The organism is Actinokineospora pegani (genome assembly GCF_009745975.1).
GTDB classification, from domain to species: domain Bacteria; phylum Actinomycetota; class Actinomycetes; order Mycobacteriales; family Pseudonocardiaceae; genus Actinokineospora; species Actinokineospora pegani.
Genome location: NZ_WHOL01000098.1, coordinates 86,695 through 112,973, shown reverse-complemented (window position 1 = coordinate 112,973; position 26,279 = coordinate 86,695). Strand labels below are relative to the sequence as shown.

The following is a 26,279-nucleotide window of genomic DNA, read 5'->3' as shown; positions in this document are numbered from 1 at the left end:
GGTTGTCACCGGAAAGTGGACCCGGGTTTGCCCCACCCGGGCCAGGGCGAGGACCATGGGGGTTGGTCGGCGTCTTCGGCGTCGTGCAGGGTCGACTCCCGAAGCCCCGCCGGCCGTGCGCTCATCGCCAAGCGATCGCGGCCGGGACACCGCGCATCGCGCCCTCGTGCGATGAGAGCCGCGGGGCCCCGGAGCTCGTCTCCGGGGCCCTCGTCGCGGCCCCGGCTCAGCACTGACCCAGCACTGCCCTACAAGCCGTCCTCCATGAGCCTGCGCGCGATCACGGTCCGCTGGATCTCGTTGGTGCCCTCGCCCACGATCATCAGCGGCGCGTCGCGGAAGTAGCGCTCGACGGTGAACTCCGTGGAGTAGCCGTGACCGCCGTGCACGCGCAGCGCGCTCGTCGCGATCTCCAGCGCCGCCTCCGAGGCGAACAACTTGGCCATGCCCGCCTCCAGGTCGACGCGGTGGCCCCGCTCGAGGCGGGTGGCGGCGTGCACGAGCAGCGTCCTGGCCGCGGTGAGCCGGGTGGCCATGTCGGCGAGCAGGTTGCCGACGGACTGGTGCCGCCAGATCGGCTGGCCGAAGGTCTCCCGGGTCCTCGCGTAGTCCACCGCGTCGTCCAGGGCCGCGCGGGCGACGCCGGTCGCGCGGGCGGCCACCTGGATGCGCCCGACCTCCAGGCCGGACATCATCTGCGCGAACCCGCGGCCGGGCGCACCGCCCAGCACGGCGGTCGCCGGGACGCGGACGCCGTCGAAGCGGACCTCGCAGCTCTCGACGCCCTTGTAGCCCAGCTTGGGCAGGTCGCGCGACACCTCCACCCCGGGGACCTTCTCCACCAGCAGGACGCTGATGCCCCGGTGCGCGGGCTCGGCCGCCGGGTCGGTCTTGCACAGCAGGGCGATCAGCCCCGCGCGCCGGGCGTTGGAGATCCACGTCTTGGCGCCGTCGACCACGTAGGAGCCACCGTCGCGGCGGGCGGTCGTGGTGATCGCCTGCAGGTCCGAGCCGCCCGCGGGCTCGGTCAGCGCCATCGTCGCCCGCAACTCCCCGGTCGCCAGGCGCGGCAGGTAGGCGGCCTTCTGCTCCTCGGTGCCGAAGCGGACCAGCAGCGCGCACACGACCGAGTGCCCGCCCATCGCCCCCGCCAGGCTCATCCACCCGCGCGCGAGCTCCTCGGTGACCAGCGCGAAGCACGGGGCCGACACCCGCGCCTGCCCGTGGGGCTCCGGCACCAGCAGCCCGAACACCCCCAGCCGCTTCATCTCCGCGATGAGCGCGTCCGGGTAGGTGTCGGCGCGCTCAAGGTCCCGCGCGACCGGCCGCACCCGCTCGTCGACGAACTCGGCGACCGTGTCGACGATCGCGCGCTCCTCGGTCGACAGGTCCGCGATCACAGGTCGAACCGCGCCTCGGCCTCGGCGTGGATGCCCGCGCCCACCACCGACAGCGCCCCGTCGAGCCCACCGGTCACCAGCACCGGGTCGCCCGCGAACACCGGCTTGGCGAACCGGTAGCGCATCGACACCATCGCCACCCCGGCCCGGCGCGGCAGCTCGGCCATCAGCAGCGCGAGCAGCGGACCGTGCACGACGAGGTCCGGATACCCCTCCTCCTGGTGCGCGTAGGGCGCGTCGTAGTGGACGCGGTGCGGGTTGGCGGTCAGCGCGCTCACCCGGAACAGCAGCACCGGGTCGGCCCGCAGGGGCAACTGCCACGGCGACTCGGAGAGCGGTGTCCGCTGTGGACGGTCGAACCGCTTGGGCCCGGGATCGCCGCTGCGGTAGGCGATGTCGTGCTCCTCGACCAGGCAGAGCGCGCCGCGCTGGGAGACCTCGTGCCGCACGGTGACGAACACGACCTCGCCGCCGCGGCCCTGCTTGACCTCCACCCCGGACAGGCTCGACACCCGCCGCGCGGACCACCCGAACCGCAGTGGCGCCCGCCAGCTCAGCCGCCCGCCCGCGATCATCCGCCGCCGGTCGGGCAGCGGCGGCAGGAAGTGCCCGTGCAGCGGGTGCCCGTCCGGTCCCAGCTCGTCGCCCCTGGGCTGGTCCAGGAAGTTGAACCAGTGCCACAGCGGCGGCAGCACCCCCTCCGGCGGCTCCTGGTCGATCACCGCCGCGAACGCCGCCGCCTGCGCGGCGTCGACCGCGTCGTCGGACGTCACCGCCCCCGGCTGCCACCCGTCGAGGTACCGCGCAAGCGCCATGCCCACACCCAACCACGCCCTCAGCTCTGCGGCGATCCGGAGATCGACAAGTCGTCAGCCAGGTGCGCGGTGTCGTTGAACCGCCGCACGGCCCACGTGTCGCCGACCACCACGACGTGCGAGAGGGACCCGTTGTCCGCCCCCAGGAACGCGAACGGCTCCGACCCGCTCGCCCGCGCCAGCACCTCGGCGATCACGCCGCCGTGGGTGAACACCGCCACCCGCCGACCGGGGTGCCGCGCGTGGATGCGCCCGACCGCGCCGACCAGCCTGCCGGACAGGCTCTCCCTGCTCTCGGCGTTCGGGATGACGTCCCACCGCTGCTCGGCCCGCAGGCGCAAGGCCACCGGGTCGCCCTGGGCCACCTTCTGCCGGAAGAGCCCGCCCTCCCAGTCGCCGAGGTGCACCTCCCGCAGGTCCGGGTCGACCTCGGGTCTGAGCCCCAGCGCGTCGGCGAGCGGTTGGGCGGTCTCGACGGTCCGGCGCAGGGTGGAGGCGTAGATGGCGTCGAGGGGTGTGTTCTTGAGCCTGACCGCGATGGCGGCGGCTTGGGCGCGTCCTTCCGGCGCGAGTTCCGGGTCGCCTTGGCCGTCGATCAGGGGGAAGCGGCGGTCGGGGTCGGCGGGCGCGGATTCGCCGTGCCGGAAGAGCAGGAGCTCGGTCGCGCCGGGTGGGGGCTGGTAGCGGTGCTGGCGGATCTTCTGGGGCATACAGCCAGCGAACCGGGGCTGGGGTGGGGAGTCAACGGGTCGCTGCGGGCTGTGGATGGGATTGGGACTTGTGGACAAGTCCGGCTTGGTCGGGGGGAGTTGTCGGTGCCCGTGGGTAACGTTGAAATCGGGGGTCCCCAAGGGAAGATGATCTTGGGCAGGGCAGGGCAGGGCAGGGCAGGGACCGGGGCGATGGGTGGGGCAGGCGTTGGGCTGGGCCGGGTGGGTCAGACCAGGAGTTGGGTCATGGACTGGCGGAGGGTGGCGCTGGGTTCGGTCGCGATGGCTGCGCGCAGGGCGGTTTGGATGTCGGGGGACCAGGTGGCCGGGCCCCAGGTGGTGAGGGTGCGGGTGGCGACCGCGCGGGTGTGGGGCTCGGGGGAGGCCAGGGCGGCCAAGAGGAACTCGGGGCCGTGGTTGGGGTGCGGGGCCAGCGCGGCGGCCAGGGCGTCCAGGGCCGCGGGGGCCAGGGGGTGCTCGCCTGCCGCGGCGAGGATCTCGGGCAGGCGGTGCGGGGTGAGCCAGGTCAGCAGCATGGGCCAGTCCTCGCCGGTCCGGCGGACGTGGGCCAGCAGGGCCGGGAACGGGTCGATGCCCTGCGACGACGCGCCGCTGAGGGCGGCGTGGATGTGGGCGGGGTCGCGCAGGCCCGTCTCCACCAGGGGGCGCCAGGCGGGGGACGACAGCAGGTCGCGGACGCGGCGGGTCAGGGTCTCGTGCCAGGCGAGGGTCCAGCCTCGGGTGCGGTAGCGGGTGTCCCAGCCGGGGCCGGACAGGTAGACGTCCAGGCGGGTGAGCAGGGTGAGGTGGCCCAGGGTGTGGTCGGCGTGCTCGAGCTTGCGCAGCAGCGCGGCCAGCAGGGACGGGGTGTCCGGGATGTCGTCCAGGACCTCGAAGTGGGCCTCGTCGAGCAGGGTGCTGATGATCTCGCACGCGGAGCCGAGCAGGGCGGGGTCGACCGGGCCCGCCAGCACCTCGGCGAGGTGGCGGGCGGCGATCGGGATCAGGTAGGGCTCGGCGGCCGAGTGGCGGTAGCCGTCGCGGACGAGCCATTCGCGGACCTCGGGCGAGGCGCACTCGGTCAGGCAGGACACCACGGCCACCCGCGGCCAGCCCTCGACCGAGCGGGCCAGGCGCATCAGCGGCACCGACGGGTCGGGTAGGACCTCGGTCAGGCGGGTGGCCGCGGTGGCGGTGAAAACCGGGTGCCTGCCGACCTCGAGCAGCAGGTCGACGTCGTCGGGGCCCAGCAGGGTCAGGCCGAAGCGCACCGGGCCGCGGTCGTCGGCCTCGGTCACCAGGCGCACGCCCAGGGCGCGCAGGCCGTCGTCGGGGGCGGTGTGCGTGGGGTCGCCGGACAGCAGCGCCGCGTACAGGTCGTCGTAGCCGCCCCCGGTGACGGCGGCGGGCAGCAGGTCGGTGACGTCGACCGGGGCCGAGGTCGACCAGACCGCGGGCGCGTCGGTCAGCAGGGCCAGCGCCGACTCCAGGCCCGCCACGTCGGGCAGGTCGTCGGTCAGCGGGCCGTCGTGCCCGGCGATGTGGGTGTAGATCGACATCACGCGGGGACTGGCAGGGCCTTCGAGAGGGTGGCGAAGACCAGGTCCGGCCGCCTGGGCTTGCCGAACCTCTCGTCCCCGTAGGGGAACGGCGACGTCTCGCCGGTCAGCGCGTACCCGCGCCGCTCGTACCAGGCGATGAGCTCGGCGCGCTGGGCGATGACCTTCAGCCGAACCTGCCGCGCGCCCCGCTCCAGCGCGATCCGCTCCGCGTGCGCCAGCGCCTGCCCGCCGATCCCGACGCCCTGCGTGCCGGGCCGCACCGCGAACATCCCGAACTGGGCGTTGTCGTCGGTCAGCTCCAACTCGAAGCACACCACCAGTTCACCGCCGGACTCGCCGAGCACGATCAGCGGCAGCCTCTCGCGCACCCCGTCCGCGTTCGTGCGCTGCCCGTCGAGCAGGTGCGCCTCGGTGGTCCAGCCCACCTGGCTCGAACAGCCCCGGTAGGCCGATTCGACGAGGGCGGTGAGCGCGTCGACGTCCGTCTCGGTCGCCGGGCGGAAGGTGAGCACGGGCCGAGCCTAGCGGCGGCGGGTGGATACCCTCACAGGCATGGGACTGTTCGGCCGGAAGAAGGCGCGCGAAGCGATCGCTGCGATAGCCGAGACCCTGGTGCTGGACCGCTGCTGGGACGACATGGCCCTCGACGCGGGTGTCGACGCGGTCCGCGACGGGCACCTCAAGGCCGCCCAGGCCCTGCTGCGCGAATGCCGCGACTACCACGAGTTGCGCACCCAGCGCGTCCGCGCGCTCGCCGACGCCGCGGTGGGCCAATCGATGGAGATCCGGTCCATGATCGCCCGCGGTCTCGACCAGCCCGACGCCGCCGACGCCCTGCTGCTGCTCGGCTCCACGCTCCTGGCCGAGGCGAGTGAGATCAGCGCCAACGACCGCCTCGCCGCCGGACGGCTGCGCGAGGCCCGCGACCCCCTGCTCGCCGCGGCCAAGCTCGCCCCGGTCGACGCCACCCCCTGGGTCGAGCTGCAGCGCTGCGCCCGCGCCATGCGCCTCAACGGCGACCGCGTCTGGCACGAGGCCATCAAGCGCTGCCCGACCTCCTACCCCGCGCACAGCGCCCGCTTGCAGAGCCTCACCGCCGCATCGGACGGCTCCCACGAGGCCATGTTCGAGTTCGCCCGCGACACCGCCGACAAGGCCGCGGCAGGCAGCCCCCTGACGGCCATGCTCCCGCTGGCCCACGCCGAGTACCTGATGCAGGAGGGTGACCGCTTCCTCGCCGACGGCAGCACTTGGGCCTACGTCCGCCTGCACGCCCGCTACTTCCGCGGCCCCCTGCGCGCGGAGCTCGAGCGGGCTGACGAGAAGTGGAGCGGGGGGACGGCGCGCGTGCGGGCTTACGACAAGGAGGCGCACAACCTGTTCGGGTGGGCCATGTTGGAGGCAGGCGACCACGCGCGGGCTCGGGCCCACCTGGCGTTCGTGGGCAACCGCCCATCGGCGTTGCCTTGGAGCTACGGGGGCGAGCACGCGTTCGCGCGCGCTCTGATCCGGCTGGGGCTGAACTGAGCCAGGCCCTGTGGACAACTGCGCGCCTGTGGATGGCTGGTGTTCGGCGGGCCGGTTTTGTCGGTGTGCGCCGGTAGCGTTGAAACCGGGGGTCCCCCGAGCCGGATGATCTTGGTCGGTGGAGGGGTGGCGGGGCTCTGGTCGCTGATCCGGGTGGGGGCCGGTGGCTCACGGTCTTGATCCAGTTCGTCCGTGCCACCATCCCGAACCTGGCATGGCCCCACACCAACGTCGCCCCCCGCAGACCAGGCCGAGGCGCCTGACCTCGGGTTTCGACGCCTGATGTGCTGCGCAACCGCTTGCGGGCCCGGCTCACCGACTTCGATGGCGTCACCGCGTGCGTGGCTCAGGATGGGTCTGGGCCCGCGCGGCGGCGGGCCCAGACCCGCTGGTCAGCGGAGGTGGGTCAGCAGGGCGGCGAGGGTCTCCTGGGGGAACACCAGGGTGGGGCCGTCGGGGTTCTTGGAGTCGCGGACGGCCAAGGGGCCGGGGGTGGCTAGTTCAACGCACTGGCCGCCGTTGGTGTTGCTGAAGGTGCTCTTGCGCCAGCGGGGGGTGGTCGGGTCGAACGGCATCGGGGCTCCTCCTGGTCGGGTTGCCTGGACGGAATCCAGGATAGGCCGGGGGCGGAGCTGTGGGGATCGTCCAATGGGGACTCAGCGCAGGGCCCGCCACCAGGGGTCGAGGTCGCCGGGGTCGGAGACGTCGACGCGCTGGCCGGGCTTGGGGACGGTGACCAGGACACCCCGGCGGTCGGCTTCCGCGCAGAGGCGTTCGACGGGTTCGGTCCAGCCGTGGGTGGCGAGGTTGAACGTCGCCCAGTGCACCGGGACCATCAGCCCGCCGCCGACGTCCTCGTGGGTGGCGACGCCCTGCTCCGGGGTCATGTGGATGTCGGGCCACGCGTCGTTGTAGGCGCCGATCTGGACCAGGGTGACGTCGAACGGGCCGTGTTCGGCGCCGATCTCCCGGTAGCCGTCGAAGTACCCGGAGTCGCCGGTGTAGAAGGCGCGGTGCACGGGGCCCGCGATCACCCAGGACGCCCAGAGGGTGCGGTCCCGCGCGAAGAGGCGGCCGGAGAAGTGCTGCGCGGGGGTCGCGGTGAGGGTGATGCCGGACAGCTCTGTCTTCTCGTCCCAGTCCAGCTCGATGATGCGGTCGTCCGGGACCCCCCAGCGCTCCAGGTGCGCGCCGATGCCCAGCGGAACGACGAAGGGGGCGGTCTGGGTGCGGGCCAACTCCTGGATCGTGGGCAGGTCCAGGTGGTCGTAGTGGTCGTGGGAGATCAGGACGGCGTCGAGCGCTGGAAGCTCCGACAGCGCTGTCGGCGGCTGGTGGAGGCGGCGGGGGCCTGCGATGCGAGAAGGGGACACGCGGTCGCTCCAGACCGGGTCGAGTAGGACGCGCGCGCCGTCGATCTCGACCAGGGTGGTGGCGTGGCCGTACCAGGTGAGGTGCAGCCCCTGCGCCCGCGCCTCGGGGATGGTGGGCGCGACGAGGGGGACCTCGCCGTTGGGGGTGCGGCGCTGCCCGCCGCGCACCAGCTCCTTGACCGCCGTGGTGACGGCGACCGGGCGCGGTGCGGTCCGGTTGTGGAACCGGCCGCCGCGGAACTGCGGGGACCGGGACACCCGCGCGGCCCGGCCGCCCGTGGCGCGACCGCCGAAGGCCTCGCGAGAGAGCACTGCGTCGACCAGGCCGCTCAGGTCCACTGGAGAGCGTTTCATGTCTCCAGCCTGCCATCGCTGGGTTGAGGGCACTCTCAGCGACCAAAGTCCGACTTTGCGGGGACGCACAGTGATTCTTTAGCGGCCGGGCAACCCCGGCGCCGCTCACGCGTCAACGCACGAAAAGCCGTGTGGATCAGTCCTTTTCACGACAGATGTTGAGTCCGAATGCGCAATTGCGCCGGATCGTTGTCGCGGGTTCACGCTGAGCCTCCATGCGCGCGCCTTGGTGCGTCGGTCACACCTGGTTGGGCGCGGTCAAGCGGCTTTTCGTGACGCTGTGTGCGCTCCAGTTGGGCGAGTTGTGACCCGCCTGCATCCACATTGCGTAGGAATCATTAGCTCTTTCCCCCATATGGACTACAGCCGCTGCAACACTTCTGGATAACAAATCCACACCTAGTACCCACCCGGCTGTGGCTTCACTCGACTAGGTGACTACTGTCTCGGCCCATAACGTCACGCGGCTTTGGGGAGTCGGGGCTGCGGACGACTTTTCCCCAGCACTAACCGAGGAGAGTTCCGTGAGCACGTCCCGTTCCCGTGTCCTGGCTCGCGCCGCCGTCGTCGGCGTCCTGGCCTCCGCCGCCAGCATCGGCCTGGTCGGCACCGCGTCCGCGCACACCCCAAGGTTCGACGCCAAGTGCTACGCCGCGGAAGAGCGCAGTGAGGTCAAGCTCAACCTGACCGCCTACGCGGGCGGCGACAAGAACACCGTCCTCGTCACCGACAACGGTGAGGAGCTGGTGAACACCACGTTCGGCAAGTCGTTCTCGCAGGTGTGGCCCGACCTGGACCCGACCATCGAGCACGAGATCGTCGTCAAGGTCGTGGCCAGCGACAACGCGAAGTACAACTTCGACGCCACCGAGACGATCGACGCGTGCGTGGAGCCGGTGAAGGAGACCACCCCGCCGGAGGAGCCCACCACCACGCCGGAGGAGCCCACCACGGCCCCGCCGACCTCGGAGACCACCCCGCCGGTCGAGACCACCGCCCCCGCCCCGTCCACCACCCCCGCCGCGGTCCCCGTGGGTGAGGACGACCTGGCCGACACCGGTGCCAGCATCGCCCTCCCGCTGGCCATCGGCGGCGTGCTGGTCCTGGGTGGCGCGGGCGCGCTGGTCGCCGTGCGCCGCAAGACCGCCAAGGGCTGATCCAGCCTGGAGTGACGAAGCCCCGGGGACCACGGGTCCCCGGGGCTTCGGTCTGCCCTGGGTCAGATGATCGGCACCTGCTCCGCGCGGTCGCGGGCCTCGAACACCAGCACGGTGTTCACCGACAGCACCTCCGGGCGGGCCTCGAGCCGCTCGTTGATCAGCCTGCGCAGGTGCTCGGTGTCCGGGACCGCCACGCGGACCAGGTAGTCGTCCGGGCCCGCAAGGTGCAGCAGGGACAGCGTCTCCGGCTGCTCGAGCAGGTACTCGGAGAGCACGTCCGCGCGGTGCGGACGGGCCCGGATCGACAGCAGGGCGCTCAGCGGCCTGCCCAGCGCCGCCAGGCTCACCGAGGCGTGGAAGCCGGTGAGGACACCCCGGCGGCGCAGCGACCGCACGCGTTCGAGGGCGGTCGACGGTGCCACGCCGACCTTGCCCGCCAGTTCCTTGTTCTGCAGGCGCGCGTCCCGCTGGAGTTCACGCAGGATGGCGATGTCGACTTGGTCCAGGTCCACCGGGCCGCTCCCCTTCCGCTCGAAAGTTCAGCCAGAGGGGGTTCGGAGCGGGGGCGGGGGTGGTTTGGTCGCGGGGCGGATTCGTCGAACCGGGTTCAGAGTGGGCCGTGGGGGACCAGCAGGTCGACGATGATCCGGCGGGTCTGCACCAGGGTGCCCACGTGGCCGCCGGGGACCAGGCGGAACGCCAGCCGGGACATGACGTCGCCGATGGTGACGACCTGGATCATCGTGGTGCGCAGGTCCGGGGTCGCGGGGAAGCCGAAGCGCTCGACGAGCATCTGCGCGAACGCCGGGGACAGCGGGTCCTCGACGCTGGACGCCGACTCGAGCTCGCCGGAGGCGATGCCCGCGCCGCTGAGCGCGCGGAAGCCGTCGTCGGTGCGGCACATGTCGACGTAGATGTCGTAGGCGTGCTCGACGGCGGTGCGCCACTGCGCGGGCGGCATCCCCCCGGTTTCCTCGTCGACCCGGCGCAGGTACCGCGCCGAGTTGCGTTCGACGACGGCTTTCATCACCGCGATCTTGTCGGGGAAGTACCGGTAGACCGAACCGATCGAAACCTTGGCTGACTTCGCGATGTCGGCGGTCGTCGTGCCGACGAAACCCTTCTCGGTGACCACGCGCGAGGCGGCATCCAGAATCCGCTCGATCTGACGGCTTGCTCGATACTGCGTGGGTGCTCTGCGCACCTGGTACGGCGTGTCTGGAACGGTCACCGCACCATTGTGCCCAGAGTGTGATGAGGGTATGGGCGGAGTGGAGGAACGTATGTCGCAAACATGCTCGTTCTGTCAGGTGATCGCTGGTCAGTCGCCCGCCCAGATCGTGGTCGAGGACCAGGCGGTGCTGGGCTTCCTCGACCACCGCCCACTTTTCCGGGGTCATGTCCTGCTCGTGCCCAAGGAGCACCACACGATCCTCAGCGACCTTCCCGCCGACCAGGTGGCGCACTTCTTCACCACCGCCCAGCGACTGGAACGGGCGGTGGAAGACGGGCTGGAAGCGGCTGGGTCGCTCATCCTCATCAACAATGTGATCAGTCAATCGGTTCCCCACTTGCACCTGCACGTGATCCCGCGCAACCCGAAGGACGGCCTGCGGTTCTGGCTCGGACCCCGGCACCCCTACGACGCGGAGAACCCGGCCGAGGCCTACGCCGAGAAAATCCGTGCGGCACTCGCCGCGCAACAGTGATCCATTCGGTCGAATTGGTTCACCGACCTGCATTTTGCATTTCTGGGTGTTCCGCGGCGTTCGTCGGCCGGTTGTCGCGGGTGGGCGGCGCGGACGTCTTGGTCCGCTGGAGCGCCTGGCGGGCTCCGGCATGTCGGCTCCTGGGCCGCGCTCGTCCTGTGGGCGGCCGGGTGTCGATCGCCTGCGAGGCGGGGCTTTCAAGATCATCCGACGCTGGGGACCCCCGGATTCCACGTTACTGGGTGGGGGTGACAGTGGGGGCGGGCCGAAGTCGGGTTGTCCACAGCCTGGGGATGGTCGCGCGATCGGCCGTCTGGACCAGTGGGGGGCTCCGACGTTCGTATCTTCGAGGGAATGTCGTCGGCCGTGCTACTCCTGGCCGGGTCGAGCAGGTACCCACCTACTGTGGATTTCACGACGCGCTGGCGGACGCCCGCCCTGGTGGTGGTCGCGGGGCTGGCCCTGCCGTGGCTGCTGGGACTGGCGCTGGGGTGGGGGCGCTGGCTGATCATGCTCGCCCTGGTCCTGTCCCTGGGGGCCAGCGGGCTGATCGTCAAGCAGGTCCTCTTCCGCCGGGAGCAGCGGGCGCTGCGGGAGGAGGCGGCGCGGCAGCGGGCGGCCCTCGCGAAGCCGCCGACGCCCCCGCACTCCGAGCACCATGTGCCGTCGATCCCGGTGGACAGCGCTGAGCCGTACTACCGTTTCATGCTCTCTTGCACTGTCTGCTGGATTCCGCAGGGGGTGGGGCAGCAGCAGCACGGGAACCTCAAGGGGCTCGCGGTGCACGCGATCCTCGAGCGCGCGCGTGCGGTGACTGTTGGTGGGGCGCCTGCGGACGTTGACGCGGTGCAGGCCCGGTTGGCGGCTGACCTCGGCGCGATGCTGTCCGACCGTTCCGGTCAGGTGGTGGCGTGGGCGGAGTCGATCGGGCTGACGGTGCCCGACGAGGACGCGCGGCGGCTGGCGCGGCTTGCCGAGTTGCGCAAGGAGAAGCAGGTCCGGCAGCAGGAGCGGGAGTTGGAGGAGCACAACCGGGCCTACCTGGCCGATGAGGTGCTGACCGACCCCGGGACGGCTGTGGTGTGGTGGCTGTCGCGGCACCCGGAGCAGGTGCGCGAGGCCGCTGATCTGCTGCCGACGTTCGCGCAGTTGACGGCGGCGGTGAACAGGTCGGAGACCGAGCCCACGTACACGGCTGAGCGGCTGGACACCGCGGGTGGGGCGGAGCGGCCCGCGCTGAGCGCGGTGGCGAACCCGGGGTGGCCGCGGATCACCGGGCACCCGGAGGACGATCGGCGGCTGCTGCGGCGGCGGGCTGATGATGAGTCGCCTGCCTGGCCTCGGTCGTCTTCGGATGACTCGGATGGTTCGGAGGGCACTTCGTCGGTTCGGTAGGGCTCGCGGGGTTGTGGATGGGGGGTTGAGTTGTCCACAGGCAAGATCCACACCGGCCTCGGGCGGGCCCTGGGCGGGTAGGATGGAGCTGGGCTCGGCCCCCTGTGGTGTGGTGGGGCTGTGGTGTGGTGGGGCTGTGGTGTGGTGGGGCTGTGGTGTGGTGGGGCTACCGGGAGCGCGGCGTGGTGGGGGTGGGGGGACTGGGAGGGGTGGGGTCAGGGGAGGAACAGGGCTTGGATCAGGCGGTCGCAGCGGGTGGACATGTCTGTGGCGGATTGGTCTGGGTGGGCGTGCCACCAGCGGACCAGGGCGGTGACGGCGTTGAGCCAGACGTCGACCAGGGCGGAGGCGTCCAAGGGGTTGGTGTTGCCTCGTTCGGCCAGGAGGGTTGAGACGCCGTCGGTGGCCATCTCGGCGAGTTTGGCGCGGTAGGTGGCGGCGGTGTGGGCGGCGGGGCTGCCGGGGGGTGGGGTCAGGTCGTGGATGAGGGTCCAGTCGTGGGGGCGGGGGGCCAGGGCGGTGAAGACGGCGCGGAGGGTTTCCGAGGCGAGGCGCATGCCGTTGTTGTCCCGGGCGGCTTCGATGCTGGCGATGATGGTCGCGGCGCCTCGGTGCAGGGCGGCGACGAACAGGCCGTCCTTGGAGCCGAAGTAGCTGTAGACGAGCGGCTTGGAGATACCTGCCAGCGCGGCGACGGTGTTGACCGAGGCCCCCGCGTAGCCGTTGCGCCCGAACTCGGCGACCGCGGCGTCGAGGATCTGGGTTTCCCGTTCGGCGCGGGGGACGCCCTTGGTTCCGGTGCTGGCGGTCATCCGACCAGCTTATCGAGTGGGCTGGGCAGTGAATTGACTCCGAGGTAAGTTACTCGGAGGTCAATTACTGGAGGTGGCTCGTGCTCGAAGCGCTGCGGCACCAGTTCGGCGATCCGGTCGGCTACGCGCTGCCGGTGTTCGCGCTGTTCATCGGTATCGAGCTGGTCGCCCTGCGGGTCCTCGACGACGAGCAGGCCAAGGGCTACCACGGCCGCGACACCCGGGCGAGCCTCATGGCGGGGCTGGGCAGCCTGGTCGTGGGCCTGGTGTTCCGCACCGCCGCGCTGCTGCTCTACACCGTGCTGTGGGACCACTTGGCACCGTGGCACCTGCCCGCCGACACCTGGTGGTCGTGGGTGCTGCTGCTGCTCGGTGTGGACTTCCTCTTCTACTGGTACCACCGGTTCGCCCACCGGGTGCGGCTGGCGTGGGCGGCCCACCAGGCGCACCACTCGAGCGAGTACTTCAACCTGGGCACGGCGCTGCGCCAGAAGTGGAACCAGTGGTTCGAGGTGCTGGTCTGGATTCCCCTCCCGCTGCTCGGTTTCTCGCCGTGGACCGTCTACGCGGCGTTCTCGGTCAACCTCATCTACCAGTTCTTCGTGCACACCGAGAAGGTCGGCAGGCTGCCCCGGTGGTTCGAGTTCGTGTTCAACACGCCCTCGCACCACCGCGTGCACCACGGCAGCGATCCGGAGTACCTCGACCGCAACTACGCGGGCGTGCTCATCGTGTGGGACCGGCTCTTCGGCACCTTCCGCGCCGAGGGGCGCAGGCCCACCTACGGGCTGACAACGCCCGTGGGCACCTACAACGTGCTGCGCCTCCAGTTCCACGAGTACGGGGCGATCTGGCGTGACGTGCGCTCGGCCAGGGCCTGGCGCGACCGGGTGGGCTTCGTGCTCGGGCCGCCGGGGTGGCGGCCTGATCAGGGTGCCGTGTCCGGCCGAGAGCCGGGCGGATCTGTCCACAGGGGCTGAAAGGGTTGCGCGGCAGGGGGTTGTGATCGTCGGGCGGTGCGGCGGTCGCTGGGGGACAGTGGGGGCATGACCGCCGTGTGGCTGTTCGGGGACCAGGTCGGGTTCGCCAGGGGGCTGGACCGGCCGGTCGTGCTGATCGAGTCCCGAGCGGCGTTGCGGCGCCACCGGTACCACCGGCAGAAGGTGCACCTCGTGCTGTCCGCGATGCGCCACCTCGCCGCCGAGCTGGGCGATCGGTGCTCCTACATCGTGGCCGACACCTACCGGGACGGGCTGCGGGAGTTCGGGGAGAAGGTCGCCGTCTTCGAGCCGGGGTCGCACGCGGCCGAGGACCTGGTTCGGCGGCTCGAGCATGACGGTGTGGTCGAGCAGGTCATGCCGACGCGGGGTTTCGCCTTGTCCAAGGCCGATTTCGCGGAGTGGGCGGGCAGTCGGGAGTCGTTCCTGATGGAGAACTTCTACCGGGAGCAGCGACGTCGGTTCGGGATTCTGATGGACGGCGTCGAGCCGACGGGCGGCCGGTGGAACCTGGATGAGGACAACCGCGAGCCCCCTCCGTCGGGCGGACTCAGCGTGGGGCGCGCCTATCGGCCACGGGAGAGCAAGGTGGACGAAGAAGTCCGTGAGCACATAGATGGGCTGGGGCTGGACCTGGTGGGGCGGGATGGTCCCAGGCTCTTCGCGGTCACACGGCAGGAGGCGCTCCGGGCGTTGCGGCGTTTCCTGGATGAACGGCTGACCGACTTCGGCGCCTATGAGGACGCCATGATGGGCGGGGACTGGACCATGGCGCACTCGCTGCTGTCTGTGCCGTTGAACCTCGGGTTGCTAGATCCCCTGGAGGTGGTTGAGGCAGCGGAGGAGCGCTACCGACAGGGCAAGGCCCCGCTGAACAGCGTTGAGGGGTTCGTGCGGCAGATCCTCGGCTGGCGGGAGTACGTGTGGCACCTGTATTGGCGCTTCGGGCCGGAGTATCTGCGGCATAACCACTTGGGGGCGCACCAACGGCTTCCGGACTGGTGGGCGGATCTGGATGGTGAGGCTGTGCAGGCCGCGTGTCTACGGACGGCTATGGAGGGGGTGCGCGACCGGGGGTGGACGCATCACATCCAACGGCTGATGGTGCTGGGGAACCACGCGTTGCAGCGGGGGTTTCAGCCCGCTGAGCTGACGCGGTGGTTCGCGACCGCGTTCGTTGACGGGTTCCCGTGGGTGATGCCGGTCAACGTGATCGGGATGAGCCAGCACGCGGACGGAGGTCTCATGGCGACGAAGCCCTATGCGGCAGGCGGGGCCTACATCAACCGGATGAGCGACCACTGCGGGGACTGCGTCTTCGACCCCAAGAGCCGGTTGGGCGAGGACGCATGTCCCTTCACAGCGGGCTACTGGGCGTTCTTGTACACGAACAACCACACCCTCGCGGGCAACCGGCGGATGGCGCGACCCTTGGCGGCCGCGCGGAAGTTGAGTGACGGTGAGCAGGTGTGGCGGCAGGAAAGCGCTCGGGAGCAGTTCTAGCGGGTGACCATGGTGCGGAGTTGGGCCAAGAGGTCGGCTCGGCTGGTGGCTCCCAGGCGGGAGCGCATCCGGGCCATGTGGTGCTCCACGGTCTTCGCGGAGATGAAGAGGCGGTCGCCGATCTGCTTGTAGGTCAGTCCCTCCACCACGAGCGCGGCCACTTGCAGTTCGCGGTCGCTGAGGCGGGCGCCCGCGCGGGTCTCGTCGGGGGTGGGGGCGCTTTGCAGGACCCGGGCGCGGTCCAGGAGGGCGACCATGGCCTTGCGGTCGGATGTGCGGATGGCGGCTTGGCCCGCCAGTCGGGCGCCGTCCCACCACAGGCCCGCGGCGTGCAGGCCGCGGGCGGCGGCCTCGACTCGGTCGGCGTCCACCGCGCCCTCCAGGACGCGGCGCCAGCAGTGGGCCGCCTCGGCGAGGGTGGCGTGGAAGGGGCTGGTGGCCGCCGCGGCGGAGAGGGCGTCGGCGTGGGACTGGGCGGCGGTGGGCTGTTCGGCGATGATCTCCGCGTGCAGGCAGTTCCAGTGCAGCATGGCCGACCAGGCGGGGGGATCGCCCAGGTCGGACAGCAGGGCCCAGGCCTGCGACAGGTGCGGGGCGAAGCGCTCGCGGTCGCCGAGGCGGGCCGCGGCGACGGCGAACTCGCCGAGCGGCAGCAGCGCGTAGAGGTCGACCGGGTGGCGGACGACGGCTTCCTGCGCCTGCTCCCAGATCTCGCGCAGCGCGGCCAGGTCGCTGTCGCGGCGGGCGGCGCCGACGGCGAGGGCGACCGCGAACAGCCAGTCGCGCTGGGACAGGTCGGCGCCGATGCCGGGGGCGGTGCCCTCCCCGCGCAGCATGGCCGACCAGGAGCGCAGCAGGCGGTGGCGGGTGGTGAGCACCGCGCCGCCGATGCCCGCGGCCGCCGCCCGGTCCAGCAGCGACTCGGCGATGGGCGCGGCCCCGGTGTGCAGGGCGAGCAGGGCGCCGAGGGCGGCGGGGCTGTCGGGCAGCAGGGACTGCGGGCCCAGGGGCTCGAGCATCTCGGCTGCCCGGACCACAGTGGACAGCGCGGCCGGGTCGGCGCCCTTGACCGAGCTCAGGATACCTGCCGCCGCTGAGCTGATCGCGCCCGCCATCAGGGTGGTCGGCTCGCCGGAACCGCTGTGCCGCAACGCCTTCTCCGCGTCGGCGAGCCTGCCGACGCCGAGCAGGCCGATGGCGGCGAAGGCGCCGGACCCGGCGTAGTCGTGCAGTTCCGCGCTGCGGGCGAGCTGTCCCCGGTGGGCGAGCACGGCGGCTGCCACGGCCGCGGCCGCCCCGCGCCGCGGGCAGTCGGTGGCCAGGACGGCGTCCGCCCGGCGCAAGGCGCTGTCCAGCGCCCCGGACAGCGCCTCCGCCTCGGCCCGGCGCACCTCGTCGACCGGGTGGCCCGCGTCGGCCGCCGCCTCGTGCAGCCGCACGGCGTGCGCCGGGTCGGCCTGCTCGGCGGCGGCCGCGTAGACCGCTGCCGCCGACCCGCCGGACGACCCGGCCCTGAGCAGGGCGTCGGCGAACTCGACCATGGCCCCGCCGCGGCGCAGCCGCTCGTCGGCGAGCGCGCTCAGCACGGCCGCGCGCTGGTCGGCGGGCACCAGGTCGCGCAGCGCGGTGGCCACCAGCGGCGGGACGGACCCGTCCGGGCCGACCATGCCGCTGGCCCTGGCGCGCTCCACGGTCTCGGCGGGCTCGGCGACCAGGCAGCCGAGCAGGTCGCCGCCCACCCCGGCCTCGAGGGCGATGAGCACCGCGGTCACGTCCGGGTCGAGCCGGTCGACGTCGAAGCGGAAGTCCTCGATCGCCGAGGCCGGGATGGCCTCGGTGTCCGCGCCCAGGTGCGGCGCGAGCCGGTGCACCAGCCCGGGGATGCCCGCGGTGTGCCGCAGCGCCAACGAGATCACCGCGTCGGGCAGGCCCCGCCCGGCGGTCGCGGCCAGGCAGCGGGCCGTCCGGTCGCGGTCGAACGGGCGCAGCACCACCTGCCCGCGCAACCGGGACAGCAGGGCGGTCAGCGCGGCGGGCCGGGGCCGGGGCCGGGCGGCCACGACCAGCCCCACCCCGGGGTCGGCGGCGGCCTCGGTGAGCGCGCGCAGGTCGGCCTCGCCCGCCAGGTGCGCGTCGTCGACGAGCAGCAGCCCGGTCAGCTCCCGGCCCGGCCGGTGCGCGCGGGCGTCCGGCGCGGTGGCCAGCAGGTCGAGCAGCGCGCTCTTGCCCCAGCCGCCGGGCGCGATGACCGCCAGCCGCACCGGGGACAGCGCGCCGCTGGTGATGGCCGCGCACAGGCGCTGCGTGGGGTCGTCGAGGATCAGCTCGGCGGGCAGCGGGTGTCCAGGGATCAACGGGGTTCCTCGGCTGGGTCTTCGCTCTTCGTCCGGGGTTTGCGAGCGGTGTTCGGCCGGGCGGCGGGTTTGCGCGCGGCCTGTTCGGGCGGCGCGTCGCGTTTGCGGGCGAAGCGGCTGACGGGTGGGACGAGCGGGCTGATCTCGACCGGTGGGCGCGGCGGCGGGGGCTCGTCGAGGGTGGTGGGCAGCACCGGGGGGTCGGGCACCGGGGGTGGCGGGGGCTGCACCCGGGGTGGTGGGGCGGGGACGTGCGGGGTGAGCAGGAGCGGGTCGGCGGCCAGGTGGTCGGGCAGAGCGCGGTGCGGGACGACCAGGCCGTCCGGGCGCTGGGCGGGGGTGTGCGGGGTGGCGCCGGGGGGCGGGTCGGTGCCGAGGGAGCTGGGGAGCAGGTGGGAGCCGGGGATGGGGGGTCCTGGGGTGTTGGTGGCGGGCAACGGCTTCAGGCGCGGGTCGCTGCCGGGGCCGTCGGGGTGTGCGGGGGTGGCTGGGTGCAGGCGCGGGTCGCTGCCGGGGAAGGGGCGGCGGGGCCGGGTGGGGGCGTGGGGGAGGGGGCGGGCGGCCAGGGCGGCGCCGAGGGCGGGGGTGGCGGCGGGGTTGTCCTCGGTGGGGCAGGCGGTGAGGGTGCGCAGGAGGGGGACGTTGGCGGTGCCTCCTGCCAGGAGGGCGCCAGCCAGGGCGTCGGGGGGCACGGTGGTGAGGGTGGCGCGGATGGTTGCGGCGATGGCGGCGAGGGCGGGGCGGGCCAGTTCCTCGAAGGCCTGGCGGGTCACCCGGACGTCGCCGTCGGGGTGGGGCAGGTGGACCTCGGCGCTGGTCGACAGGCGTTCCTTCGTCGCCGTGCGGGTTTCGGGCGGGAGGTCCCCGAGCAGGTCGTCCAGGGCGTCGCCGGGGTGGGGGTGGGTGGCGTGGGCGGTGAGCTCGAACGCGCCGGGGGTGCGGTGCAGGACCGCTGTCTCCAGGGCGGAGCCGCCCGCCAGTGCGACCACCAGGGCCGCGCCGGTGGGCACGGGGGTGTGGTCGTGGCGGGCCTCGGCGGCGGCGGTGACCGTGGGGATGAGCAGCGGGTTGGGCAGCCCGGCCTCCACCACGGCCTCGCGCAGGAGGCGGCGGCGGTGCGGGCCCCAGTCCGGGGGGTGGGTGACCGCGACCCGGTCGGGGTCGGCGCCCTCGACGGCGGCGACCGAGTCGACCACCCAGGCGGCGATGGCGGCGACCAGGGTCTCGGCCGGGTAGAGCTCGCCGCCCAGCAGCACGGCGGCGTCGTCGCCGACGCGGTCCAGCGGGTTCCTGGCCAGCCGGTCGGGCTCGGCGGCCGCGCGGCGCAGGGCGGCGCGGCCCAGGACCACGTCGCCGTCGCCACCGACGAACAGCACGGCCGGGAACCAGGGGGCGCCGCCGTCGACGGGGACGACCTCGGGCGGGGTGTGGCCGTGCGGGGTGCGCCTGCAGACCGCCGCCACACCGCGCGAGCGGCCCACGTCGATCCCGAGCACGTAGGGCAATGCGACTCCATCCGGTGGCGGTGGTGCTGGGCCGATGGGGTGGGCCAGGGGGCTAGTTCGTACCAGTCCGGCCCCCACGGGGGTCAACCCCGGGTGGTCAATCTCCGAGCCCCTAATCCCCTAATAGGTGAACGTTTATCACCCGATCTAGGTACGGGGTGTCACGGGGAGTGTTCCCCGATGTGGGGGAGTCCCCCCGGTCCCTAGGTTGATCGTGGTCAGCCCGGGGTCGATGCCCCCGGCCTCGGGCCACCAGGCTTTGAGCACCAGATCCACCGAGGAGAACCCCCTTGTCTGTCCAGTCCACCCCGGACCAGACCGCGCAGGCCCCCCAGGCCCCCCAGGCCATGGACGCCGCCCAGGCCCAGGCCCCGCAGGCCGCCGAGGAGCAGACGCTGCACGACTTCGTGCTCAACCTGCTCTCCGACGACGCCGCCCGCTCGGCGTTCGCCCAGGACCCGGCCGCCGCCCTCAGCGGCGCGGGCCTCGGTGACATCACCGCCCAGGACGTGCAGGACGTCATCCCGCTGGTGATCGACTACACCCCGATCGGCGACGGCGGTCAGGCGTTCGAGCTGGCGCTGTCCAACGGCGACCCGATCGTGCAGCTCCAGGCCGTGGCCGACGCCGCCGAGGGCGCTGCCGCCGTCGCCGCCGGTGTGACCACCGACGAGTTCACCGCGACCGCCAAGGGCGTCCTCACCGAGGACGGCCTCTACGGCGAGGTCAACGTCGACACCGAGCACGGTGGCGCGTCCGGCTGGCTGGACGCCACCGCCGAGGGCGTGTCCGTCGACACCGCCTTCGACACCGAGCACCTCCGGGGCGAGGCGGGCGCCGCCGTCGGCACCGACGGCGACTTCTCCGGCTACGCGCGCCTGGACTCCGAGGCGGCGACCGTGGACGCGGGCGTCGAGGGCTCCGTCCTCGACCGCGTCGAGGGCTCGCTGGCCCTGGACTCCGAGCACTTCACCGCGGGCAACGCCTTCGCCGCCTCCGCTGAGGGCGTGCAGGTCTCCGCGCACGGCGAGAGCGACCTGGCCGCCTACGAGCTGGGCGCCGACGCCTCCACCGACGGCGTGTACTCGGGCGCCTTCCTGGCCACCGACCACGGCAACGCCGGCTACGACCTGGCGCTGGACCGCGACGGCCTGGCCGCCTCCACCGGCGTGCAGACCGACCAGGTGCACCTCGACGCGCGCACCGAGGTCACCGAGTCCTCCCTGGGCCTGGAGACCGAGTCGGCCTCCGCCGCCGCCGAGCTGGGCCTCGAGGACGGCGTGAACGCGGGCGCCGCGCTGGGCGTCGAGCAGCTCATCGGCGTCGACGCGGGCCTGGTCCTGGACGAGGACGGCTTCGCCGCGGGCGCCACCGTCGCCACCCCGGTCGGCGAGCTGGGCCTCGAGGGCTTCGGCATCCCGGCGCTGACCGCGCCGGAGCTGCCCGGCCTGGACGGCCTGCCGCTGGACGGCCTCGGCGCGCTGCCGCTCGACCCGGGGACCGTGCTCGACGGTGAGGCCCTGCGCGGCGCCGACCTGTCCGCGGGCACCGTGGCCGACTTCGTCACCACCGGTGGCGCGCTGATCGGCGACACCGTCGACACCGCCGCCGCGGCGGCCCCGGCGGGCCTCGGCGACTTCCTGACCGGCGCCACCGCCCCGGTCACCGCCGCCGTCGACACCGGTGCGGGCACCATCGCCGACACCATCGACGGCCTGCCCGCCGTCCCGGCCCTGCCCGTGCTCCCGGCGCTGCCGGAGGTTCCGGACCTGGGCGCGCTGCCGACCGAGCTGCCCACCGACCTGCCGCAGCTGCCCACCGACCTGCCGGTGGACCTGCCCGTCGCGCTCCCGGAGCTCCCGGAGCTGCCGGTCGCCAACCCGCTGACCGAGCTGGAGAAGCTGCCGGAGACCGTGTCCGGCGCGCTGTCGGACAGCCCGCTGGGCGACGTGGTCCACGGCACGACCGACCTGCTCGGCGGCCTCGGCAACCTGGACGACCACCTGCACCTGGGGCACTGATCGCCCGACTGGGTGAACCAGTCACTCGCTAGCTGAGGCAGGCGGGGTACGTCCATTGGATGTACCCCGCCTGTTTCATGTCACGGAAGCGTTACGGCACACTCTTATGGGTGACCGTCTCGCCGTGGCTTGAGCTGCTCGACGACACCATCCGCGCGTGCGCCGCGGGCAGGCGCCCTGACCTGGTGAACCGACTCGCCGACCGCCGGGCGGGGTTGCTGGACCCCGGGCAGCGCGTCGCCGTGGTCGGCAAGCCGGGGCAGGGCAAGAGCCAGTTGGTCAACGCGCTCCTCAACGCCCCGGTCTGCGCGGTCGGCGACGACCTGACCACCACCGTGCCCGCCGTCGTGCGCCACGCCGAGAGCCCCGAGGCCGCCGTGGTCACCGACGAGCGCCTCGCCATCGGGCCCGCCGCGGCGGACGGGCCGGTCGAGGCCGCCACCGGCCGGGCCAACAAGCTCGCCCTGGTCCGCGACGACGTGCTGCGCGCCGAGGTCGGCCTGCCCCGTGCCCTGCTCGGCGCCGGACTGGTGCTCGTCGACTGCCCCGGCGTCGGCGACCCGGGGTGCCCGCGCACCGCCCGCGCCATGAACGTGCTGGCCGAGGCCGACGCGGTGCTGCTGGTCTCCGACGCGACCGGTGTGCTCAGCGCCCCCGAGATCGACCTGCTCGTCCAGGTCTCCCGGCTGTGCCCGACGATCCTGGTCGCCCTGACCAAGATCGACATGGTGCCGGGCTGGCGCGAGGTGGCCGAGCGCGACCGCGGGCTGCTCGCCGAGGCCGGGGTCGCGGCCCCGCTGCTGCCGGTGTCCTCGGCGCTGCGCCTGGTCGCGGCCAAGGCCGGGGACAAGCGGCTCAACGCCGAGTCCGGGTTCGCCGAACTGGTCGACGCGCTGCGCCGCGAGGTGCTCGCCGACCCGGCCGGGGTCGCCGCCGCGGCGGCCGCGGCCACCAGCGGACTTGCCCTGGACCAGCTCATCGTGCCGCTGCGAGCGGAGTTCGACGCGGGCCAGCCCGCGGCCGACCCGGTGGCCGTGGCCGCCTGGCACGCGGCCGGTCGGCGGGTGGAGGAGTTGGCGCGGGAGGCGCAGCGCTGGCAGACCCTGCTGTCCGACGACATCGCCGACCTGATGGCGGACATGGACTTCGACCTGCGCGACCGCACCCGGCGCATCCTGCGCGCGGTCGACGACTACTTCGACGCCGCCGACCCGGCCAAGGTGTGGCCGGAGTTCCAGGAGTGGATGGCGCAGAACCTGACCTCGGTGGCGGAGGTGCACTCGGCGTGGCTGCTGGAGCGGTTCGAGTGGACCGCGGGCCGGATCGCCCGGCACGCCGTGCCCGACGCCGCCGACCTGCCCGCCGACCTGGTCCAGGAGATCACCGGCGAGCGCGTCGACGCGCTGCGCGCGCCCAACATCGAGAAGTTCTCCGTGCCGCAGAAGCTGTTCGTCGGCCTGCGCGGCTCCTACGGCGGCCTGCTCATGTCCGGCCTGGCGACCTCGCTGGCCGGGCTGCCGCTGATCAACCCGTTCTCCGTCGGCGCCGGTGTCGCCTTCGGCGCCCGCAGCGTCTTCGAGGAGCGCGGCGCCCGGCTCAAGCGCCGCCAGGCCGTGGCCAAGACCACCGCCCAGCGCCACGTGGACGACTTCTTCCTCGCCTACGGCAAGGAGACCAAGGACGCCACCCGGCTCATCCACCGCGCGCTGCGCGACCGCTTCGCCGCCGTCGGCCAGCGGCTGCGCGCGGAGGCCACCGAGTCCGCGCGCGCGATCAAGGTCGACATGGACGCCACCGTCGCCCGCCAGGGCGCCAGGGCCGCGGAGGTGCGGCGCGGCCTGGAGAAGCTGATCGCCCTGCGGCGGCGCGCCGAGTCGCTGCGGGCCGCGCGGACGGCGCTGTCGGCATGAGCCTGGCGACCACGGCGTGGTCCCTGCTGGACCAGGCGCTGCCGCTGTTCCGCGACAACCCGCGCGCCGAGCGCTTCCTGCACGCCGCCCGGTCCCGTGTGGAGGGCCCGCTGCGCGTCGGCATCACCGGGGCCCCGGGTTCCGGCCGCACCACCCTGATGAACGCCGTCGTCGGCGAACCGGTCCCCACCGACCGCCTCACGGTCGACTGGCCGGGCGACGTCGAGCTGATCGACTCGGCCGAGCCGGACGTGGACGCCTCGGTGTGGCTGACCCCGCACCCCGCCGTGGACGTCACCGCCCTGCGCGGCCGCGACCCGGTGACGGTCCTGGTGGTGCTGTCGCGGGCCGACGAACTCGGCGGCGGGCGGGTGGACGCGCTGGTCTCGGCCCGGCAGGTGGCCAGGCGGGCGGCCCGGTCGCCGGGGTTGGGCGTGCTGTCCCAGGACGTCATCGCCGTCGCGGGGGTCCTGGCGCTGGGGGCGTCGACCATGACCGCCGCCGAGGCCGAGGCGGTCGTCGCGCTGGGACGGGTGCCCAAGGCCCAGTTGGACGCCGCGTTGTTGTCCGTCGACCGGTTCCGCGCGGCGACGCCCGCGGCGGGGGCGTTGCTGGACCGGTTGGGGTTGTTCGGCACCCGGTTGGCGGCGACGCTGGCCCGGCGGCCGGGGGTGGACCTGGTCGGGGACCTGGTGCGGGCCAGCGGGGTGGCGGACTTGCGGGCGGCCATCGGTGCGCGGTTCGCGGCGCGGGCCTCGGTGTTGCGGGGGCGGTCGGGGTTGACGGCCCTGGAGGCCGTGCTGCGGCGGGAGCCCCGGTCGGCGGGGTTGGCGGAGGAGGTGGAGCGGGCGCTGGCGTCGGCGCACGACCTGCGGGAGTTGCGGTTGTTGGCTGACTTGGACACCGGGAGGGTGGTGCTGGGCGCGGAGGAGGCCGAGGCGCGGTACCTGTTGGGGCAGCACGGGGTGACGCCCGCGGAGCGGTTGGCGGTGTCGGATGACGCGCCGGGGGCTGTGGCGCGGTGGCGGGCGGTGGGGGAGGACGTGCGGCGGGATTCGGCTGCGCGGCGGGCCGCGTTGGTGGTGGTGCGCAGTTGCGAGGAGATGGTGGCGCGCGGGGTGATCTCGGCGTAGTGGCGGGATCTGCCGGTGGCGATGATCCTGAGTGGTGGCGGTCGAGGGTGGGTTGGGACACAGGTGGTCGAGTGGTGGGGTGGGTGGGGCGGGGTTAGCTTTGGGGGAGGTCTCGGCTAACTGTGGTGAGGGGCGTGTGATGGTGGTGGCACCCGGGGGCGGCGTGGACTGGGGTGACCAGCACGACCGACTCCTGACCTTCGTCTTCCGGGTGTTCGACTGCTGTGTCCGGGACGCGGACGCGGCCAGTGCGCTGACGGTGGAATTGTTCGGGCGGCATCACCAGTTGGTGGACAGTCCGGACCTGGATGACGCCGACACGCGGGCGCTCGTGGTGGGGGCGATGTCCGCGGCGCTGCGGGAGCGGTTCAGCCGGGCGGCGATCCGGGTCGCGGTGGGGCACGCGGCCTGGCAGGACCGGATGGCGGCCGTCAAGGGCGCCGGGGCCACCGAATGGCACGGACTGCTCGCCTGGGTGCGGGCGTTCACCGGGGATCTGAGGCTGACATGACGGTCGCGGTGGCGGGAGCGAGCGGCTACGTCGGGCACAAGCTCGTCGAGTCCCTCGACGCGGACGGGGTGAGCGTGCTGGCGCTCGGGCGCAACAGCGCGAAGCTGCCCGATGGCGACAACGTGCGGCACTGCCCGGTCGACGTGGGGGACACCGAGGCGCTGACCGAGGTGCTCGCCGGGGTCGAGACGGCCTACTACCTGGTCCACGCGATGGCGGGCGGGTCCGACTTCGAGGAGAAGGACCGCGCGCTGGCCCGTTCCTTCGCCGACGCGGCCGCCGCCGCCGGGGTCGATCGGATCGTCTACCTGGGCGGCCTCGGCGCCGACGAGCTCTCCCCGCACCTGGCCTCGCGCCAGGAGGTCGGGATGCTGCTCGCCGAGACCGGGGTGCCGGTCGTCGAGCTGCGCGCCGCGGTGATCATCGGCTCCGGCAGCATCTCCTTCGAGATGCTGCGCTACCTCACCGAGCGGCTGCCGGTCATGGTGTGCCCGAAGTGGGTCACCACGACGGTGCAGCCGATCGCCGAGTCCGACCTGGTGGCGTCGCTGCGGCTGGCGGCCGACCAGGAGCGCGTCGGCGCGGGTGTGCACGAGGTGGGCGGCCCCGACGTGCTCACCTACGAGGAGCTGATGCAGCTCTACGCGAAGGTGCGCGGGCTGCCCAGGCGGCGGGTCGTGCGGGTGCCGTACCTGTCCCCCGGACTCTCGTCGTACTGGGTGCACCTGGTGACCCCCGTGGACAAGGCGGTGAGCAGCTCGCTCATCGACAGCCTGCGCAACGACGTCGTGGTCACCCAGGTGGAGAGCCCGTTCACCGCCCGGGTGTCGATGGTCGAGGCCATCGAGCACACCCTGGACGACCAGCGCGAGCGGATGGCCACCGACGTCCTCGACGCCGACAACGGCGTGCACGACGGTGTTTTCACCCTCAGCACCTCCGTGGACATGGACCCGTCGGAGGCCCAGGGCGCCCGCCTCGACCTGTCCCGCTGCGGGAACAACCTGCACTGGTACGGCTGGGCGTGGGCGTGGGTGCTGCGCATCTGGCTGGGCAAGCTCTTCGGTGAGAAGCTGGTGCTCCAGAAGCCCGACGACGTCGTCGTGGGCGCGGCGGTGGATTGGTGGACGATCGCCTCCATCGACGACCACCACATCGTCCTCTACACCGACAAGTGGTTCTGCGGCGAGGCGTGGCTCGGTTACCGCATCGACGTCAGCACCTCACCGGAGCTGCGGCAGGTGGGGGCGTTGCGTTCTCGGGGTTTGCTCGGGTGGGCGTACTGGCGTGCGGTGTACCCGGTCCACCTGGTGGTGTTCCGGGTGATGGCGCGCAAGCAGACCCGGCGCGCGCACGCCCTGGCGCGGGCGGTGCGGGACAAGGCGGCGTAGGGGGCGCACACCCCGTTCCCCGTTCTCGACCCTGGACGTCGTGCCGAGGCCGTCGCTAGGTCGTGTTGTGTGGACTCCGTGTCCGGCATCTGGGTTACACCGGCGGCCTGTGGTGGTTGTGGGGGTGGCGCTTCGG

The 26,279-nt window shown here is 72.9% G+C and carries 23 protein-coding genes; 11 read left to right on the top strand and 12 right to left on the bottom strand.

Annotated elements, in window-relative coordinates; genetic code table 11:
* Positions 1-248 precede the first annotated feature (248 nt).
* From GCL84_RS17850 to GCL84_RS17830, 5 genes are all read right to left on the bottom strand, one after another.
* Positions 249-1,397: an acyl-CoA dehydrogenase family protein gene (locus GCL84_RS17850; protein WP_156756755.1), complete on the bottom strand. Its 1,149-nt coding sequence runs from the start codon at positions 1,395-1,397 to the stop codon at positions 249-251.
* A complete protein-coding gene (locus tag GCL84_RS17845) occupies positions 1,397-2,215 on the bottom strand; it encodes a hypothetical protein (protein WP_156756624.1) in 819 nt (272 codons plus the stop codon). The genes GCL84_RS17850 and GCL84_RS17845 overlap by 1 nt, the downstream gene beginning before the upstream one ends.
* Before the next feature lie 20 nt (positions 2,216-2,235).
* Positions 2,236-2,925: a histidine phosphatase family protein gene (locus tag GCL84_RS17840; protein ID WP_156756623.1), complete on the bottom strand. Its 690-nt coding sequence runs from the start codon at positions 2,923-2,925 to the stop codon at positions 2,236-2,238.
* Between the two features lie 227 nt (positions 2,926-3,152).
* Positions 3,153-4,484, bottom strand: coding sequence for a hypothetical protein (locus GCL84_RS17835; RefSeq protein ID WP_156756622.1), 1,332 nt, complete (start codon positions 4,482-4,484; stop codon positions 3,153-3,155).
* Positions 4,484-4,999, bottom strand: a complete 516-nt coding sequence (locus tag GCL84_RS17830; protein ID WP_156756621.1) for a GNAT family N-acetyltransferase — start codon at positions 4,997-4,999, stop codon at positions 4,484-4,486. The genes GCL84_RS17835 and GCL84_RS17830 overlap by 1 nt, the downstream gene beginning before the upstream one ends.
* 40 nt (positions 5,000-5,039) lie before the next feature.
* Here GCL84_RS17830 and GCL84_RS17825 point away from each other — a divergent pair, with 40 nt between their 5' ends.
* Positions 5,040-6,014 carry a hypothetical protein gene (locus GCL84_RS17825; RefSeq protein WP_156756620.1) on the top strand — a complete coding sequence of 325 codons (975 nt, stop codon included), beginning with the start codon at positions 5,040-5,042 and terminating at the stop codon, positions 6,012-6,014.
* Positions 6,015-6,406: 392 nt separating this feature from the next.
* Here GCL84_RS17825 and GCL84_RS17820 read toward each other — a convergent pair whose 3' ends face one another.
* Positions 6,407-6,589, bottom strand: a complete 183-nt coding sequence (locus GCL84_RS17820) for a DUF397 domain-containing protein (protein ID WP_156756619.1) — start codon at positions 6,587-6,589, stop codon at positions 6,407-6,409.
* An 81-nt stretch (positions 6,590-6,670) separates the two neighbouring features.
* The gene (locus tag GCL84_RS17815; RefSeq protein WP_156756618.1) at positions 6,671-7,741 is read right to left on the bottom strand and encodes an MBL fold metallo-hydrolase; all 1,071 of its coding nucleotides are present in this window, start codon (positions 7,739-7,741) and stop codon (positions 6,671-6,673) included.
* 524 nt (positions 7,742-8,265) lie between these two features.
* Between GCL84_RS17815 and GCL84_RS17810 the strand changes: the two genes are divergently transcribed.
* Positions 8,266-8,898, top strand: coding sequence for an LPXTG cell wall anchor domain-containing protein (locus GCL84_RS17810; protein ID WP_156756617.1), 633 nt, complete (start codon positions 8,266-8,268; stop codon positions 8,896-8,898).
* Between the two features lie 62 nt (positions 8,899-8,960).
* Here GCL84_RS17810 and GCL84_RS17805 read toward each other — a convergent pair whose 3' ends face one another.
* Entirely contained in the window at positions 8,961-9,413 is a 453-nt protein-coding gene (locus GCL84_RS17805) for an Lrp/AsnC family transcriptional regulator (protein ID WP_197523328.1), read from the bottom strand.
* 95 nt (positions 9,414-9,508) lie between these two features.
* Complete coding sequence (locus GCL84_RS17800; RefSeq protein ID WP_197523327.1) at positions 9,509-10,132, bottom strand: TetR/AcrR family transcriptional regulator; 624 nt, start codon at positions 10,130-10,132, stop codon at positions 9,509-9,511.
* Positions 10,133-10,163: 31 nt separating this feature from the next.
* On the opposite strand from GCL84_RS17800, the gene GCL84_RS17795 reads away from it, so the two are divergent.
* Positions 10,164-10,610, top strand: coding sequence for an HIT family protein (locus tag GCL84_RS17795; protein WP_235926383.1), 447 nt, complete (start codon positions 10,164-10,166; stop codon positions 10,608-10,610).
* Between the two features lie 405 nt (positions 10,611-11,015).
* A complete protein-coding gene (locus tag GCL84_RS17790) occupies positions 11,016-12,005 on the top strand; it encodes a hypothetical protein (protein WP_156756615.1) in 990 nt (329 codons plus the stop codon).
* Between the two features lie 215 nt (positions 12,006-12,220).
* Here GCL84_RS17790 and GCL84_RS17785 read toward each other — a convergent pair whose 3' ends face one another.
* Positions 12,221-12,817: a TetR/AcrR family transcriptional regulator gene (locus GCL84_RS17785; RefSeq protein ID WP_156756614.1), complete on the bottom strand. Its 597-nt coding sequence runs from the start codon at positions 12,815-12,817 to the stop codon at positions 12,221-12,223.
* A gap of 80 nt (positions 12,818-12,897) precedes the next feature.
* Between GCL84_RS17785 and GCL84_RS17780 the strand changes: the two genes are divergently transcribed.
* Positions 12,898-13,797, top strand: a complete 900-nt coding sequence (locus tag GCL84_RS17780; protein ID WP_156756613.1) for a sterol desaturase family protein — start codon at positions 12,898-12,900, stop codon at positions 13,795-13,797.
* Between the two features lie 66 nt (positions 13,798-13,863).
* Positions 13,864-15,318, top strand: a complete 1,455-nt coding sequence (locus tag GCL84_RS17775; protein ID WP_156756612.1) for a cryptochrome/photolyase family protein — start codon at positions 13,864-13,866, stop codon at positions 15,316-15,318.
* On the opposite strand, the gene GCL84_RS17770 is transcribed toward GCL84_RS17775, so the two are convergent.
* Both GCL84_RS17770 and GCL84_RS17765 read right to left on the bottom strand, forming a co-directional pair.
* The gene (locus GCL84_RS17770) at positions 15,315-17,672 is read right to left on the bottom strand and encodes a helix-turn-helix transcriptional regulator (RefSeq protein WP_156756611.1); all 2,358 of its coding nucleotides are present in this window, start codon (positions 17,670-17,672) and stop codon (positions 15,315-15,317) included. The genes GCL84_RS17775 and GCL84_RS17770 overlap by 4 nt on opposite strands.
* Positions 17,669-19,177 (bottom strand): Hsp70 family protein, encoded by a 1,509-nt coding sequence (locus GCL84_RS17765; protein ID WP_156756610.1) that lies wholly within the window; start codon positions 19,175-19,177, stop codon positions 17,669-17,671. The genes GCL84_RS17770 and GCL84_RS17765 overlap by 4 nt, the downstream gene beginning before the upstream one ends.
* A gap of 290 nt (positions 19,178-19,467) precedes the next feature.
* On the opposite strand from GCL84_RS17765, the gene GCL84_RS30140 reads away from it, so the two are divergent.
* The 5 genes from GCL84_RS30140 (at position 19,468) to GCL84_RS17740 (ending at position 26,143) form a co-directional block, all read left to right on the top strand.
* Positions 19,468-21,198, top strand: coding sequence for an IniB N-terminal domain-containing protein (locus GCL84_RS30140; RefSeq protein ID WP_156756609.1), 1,731 nt, complete (start codon positions 19,468-19,470; stop codon positions 21,196-21,198).
* A gap of 110 nt (positions 21,199-21,308) precedes the next feature.
* A complete protein-coding gene (locus tag GCL84_RS17755) occupies positions 21,309-23,108 on the top strand; it encodes a dynamin family protein (RefSeq protein WP_156756608.1) in 1,800 nt (599 codons plus the stop codon).
* Positions 23,105-24,241 carry a P-loop NTPase family protein gene (locus GCL84_RS17750; RefSeq protein ID WP_156756607.1) on the top strand — a complete coding sequence of 379 codons (1,137 nt, stop codon included), beginning with the start codon at positions 23,105-23,107 and terminating at the stop codon, positions 24,239-24,241. The genes GCL84_RS17755 and GCL84_RS17750 overlap by 4 nt, the downstream gene beginning before the upstream one ends.
* Positions 24,242-24,380: 139 nt before the next feature.
* Positions 24,381-24,752: a hypothetical protein gene (locus GCL84_RS17745; RefSeq protein ID WP_156756606.1), complete on the top strand. Its 372-nt coding sequence runs from the start codon at positions 24,381-24,383 to the stop codon at positions 24,750-24,752.
* On the top strand, positions 24,749-26,143 hold the full coding sequence (locus GCL84_RS17740) for a DUF2867 domain-containing protein (protein WP_197523326.1): 1,395 nt from the start codon (positions 24,749-24,751) through the stop codon (positions 26,141-26,143). The genes GCL84_RS17745 and GCL84_RS17740 overlap by 4 nt, the downstream gene beginning before the upstream one ends.
* Positions 26,144-26,279: the final 136 nt, after the last annotated feature.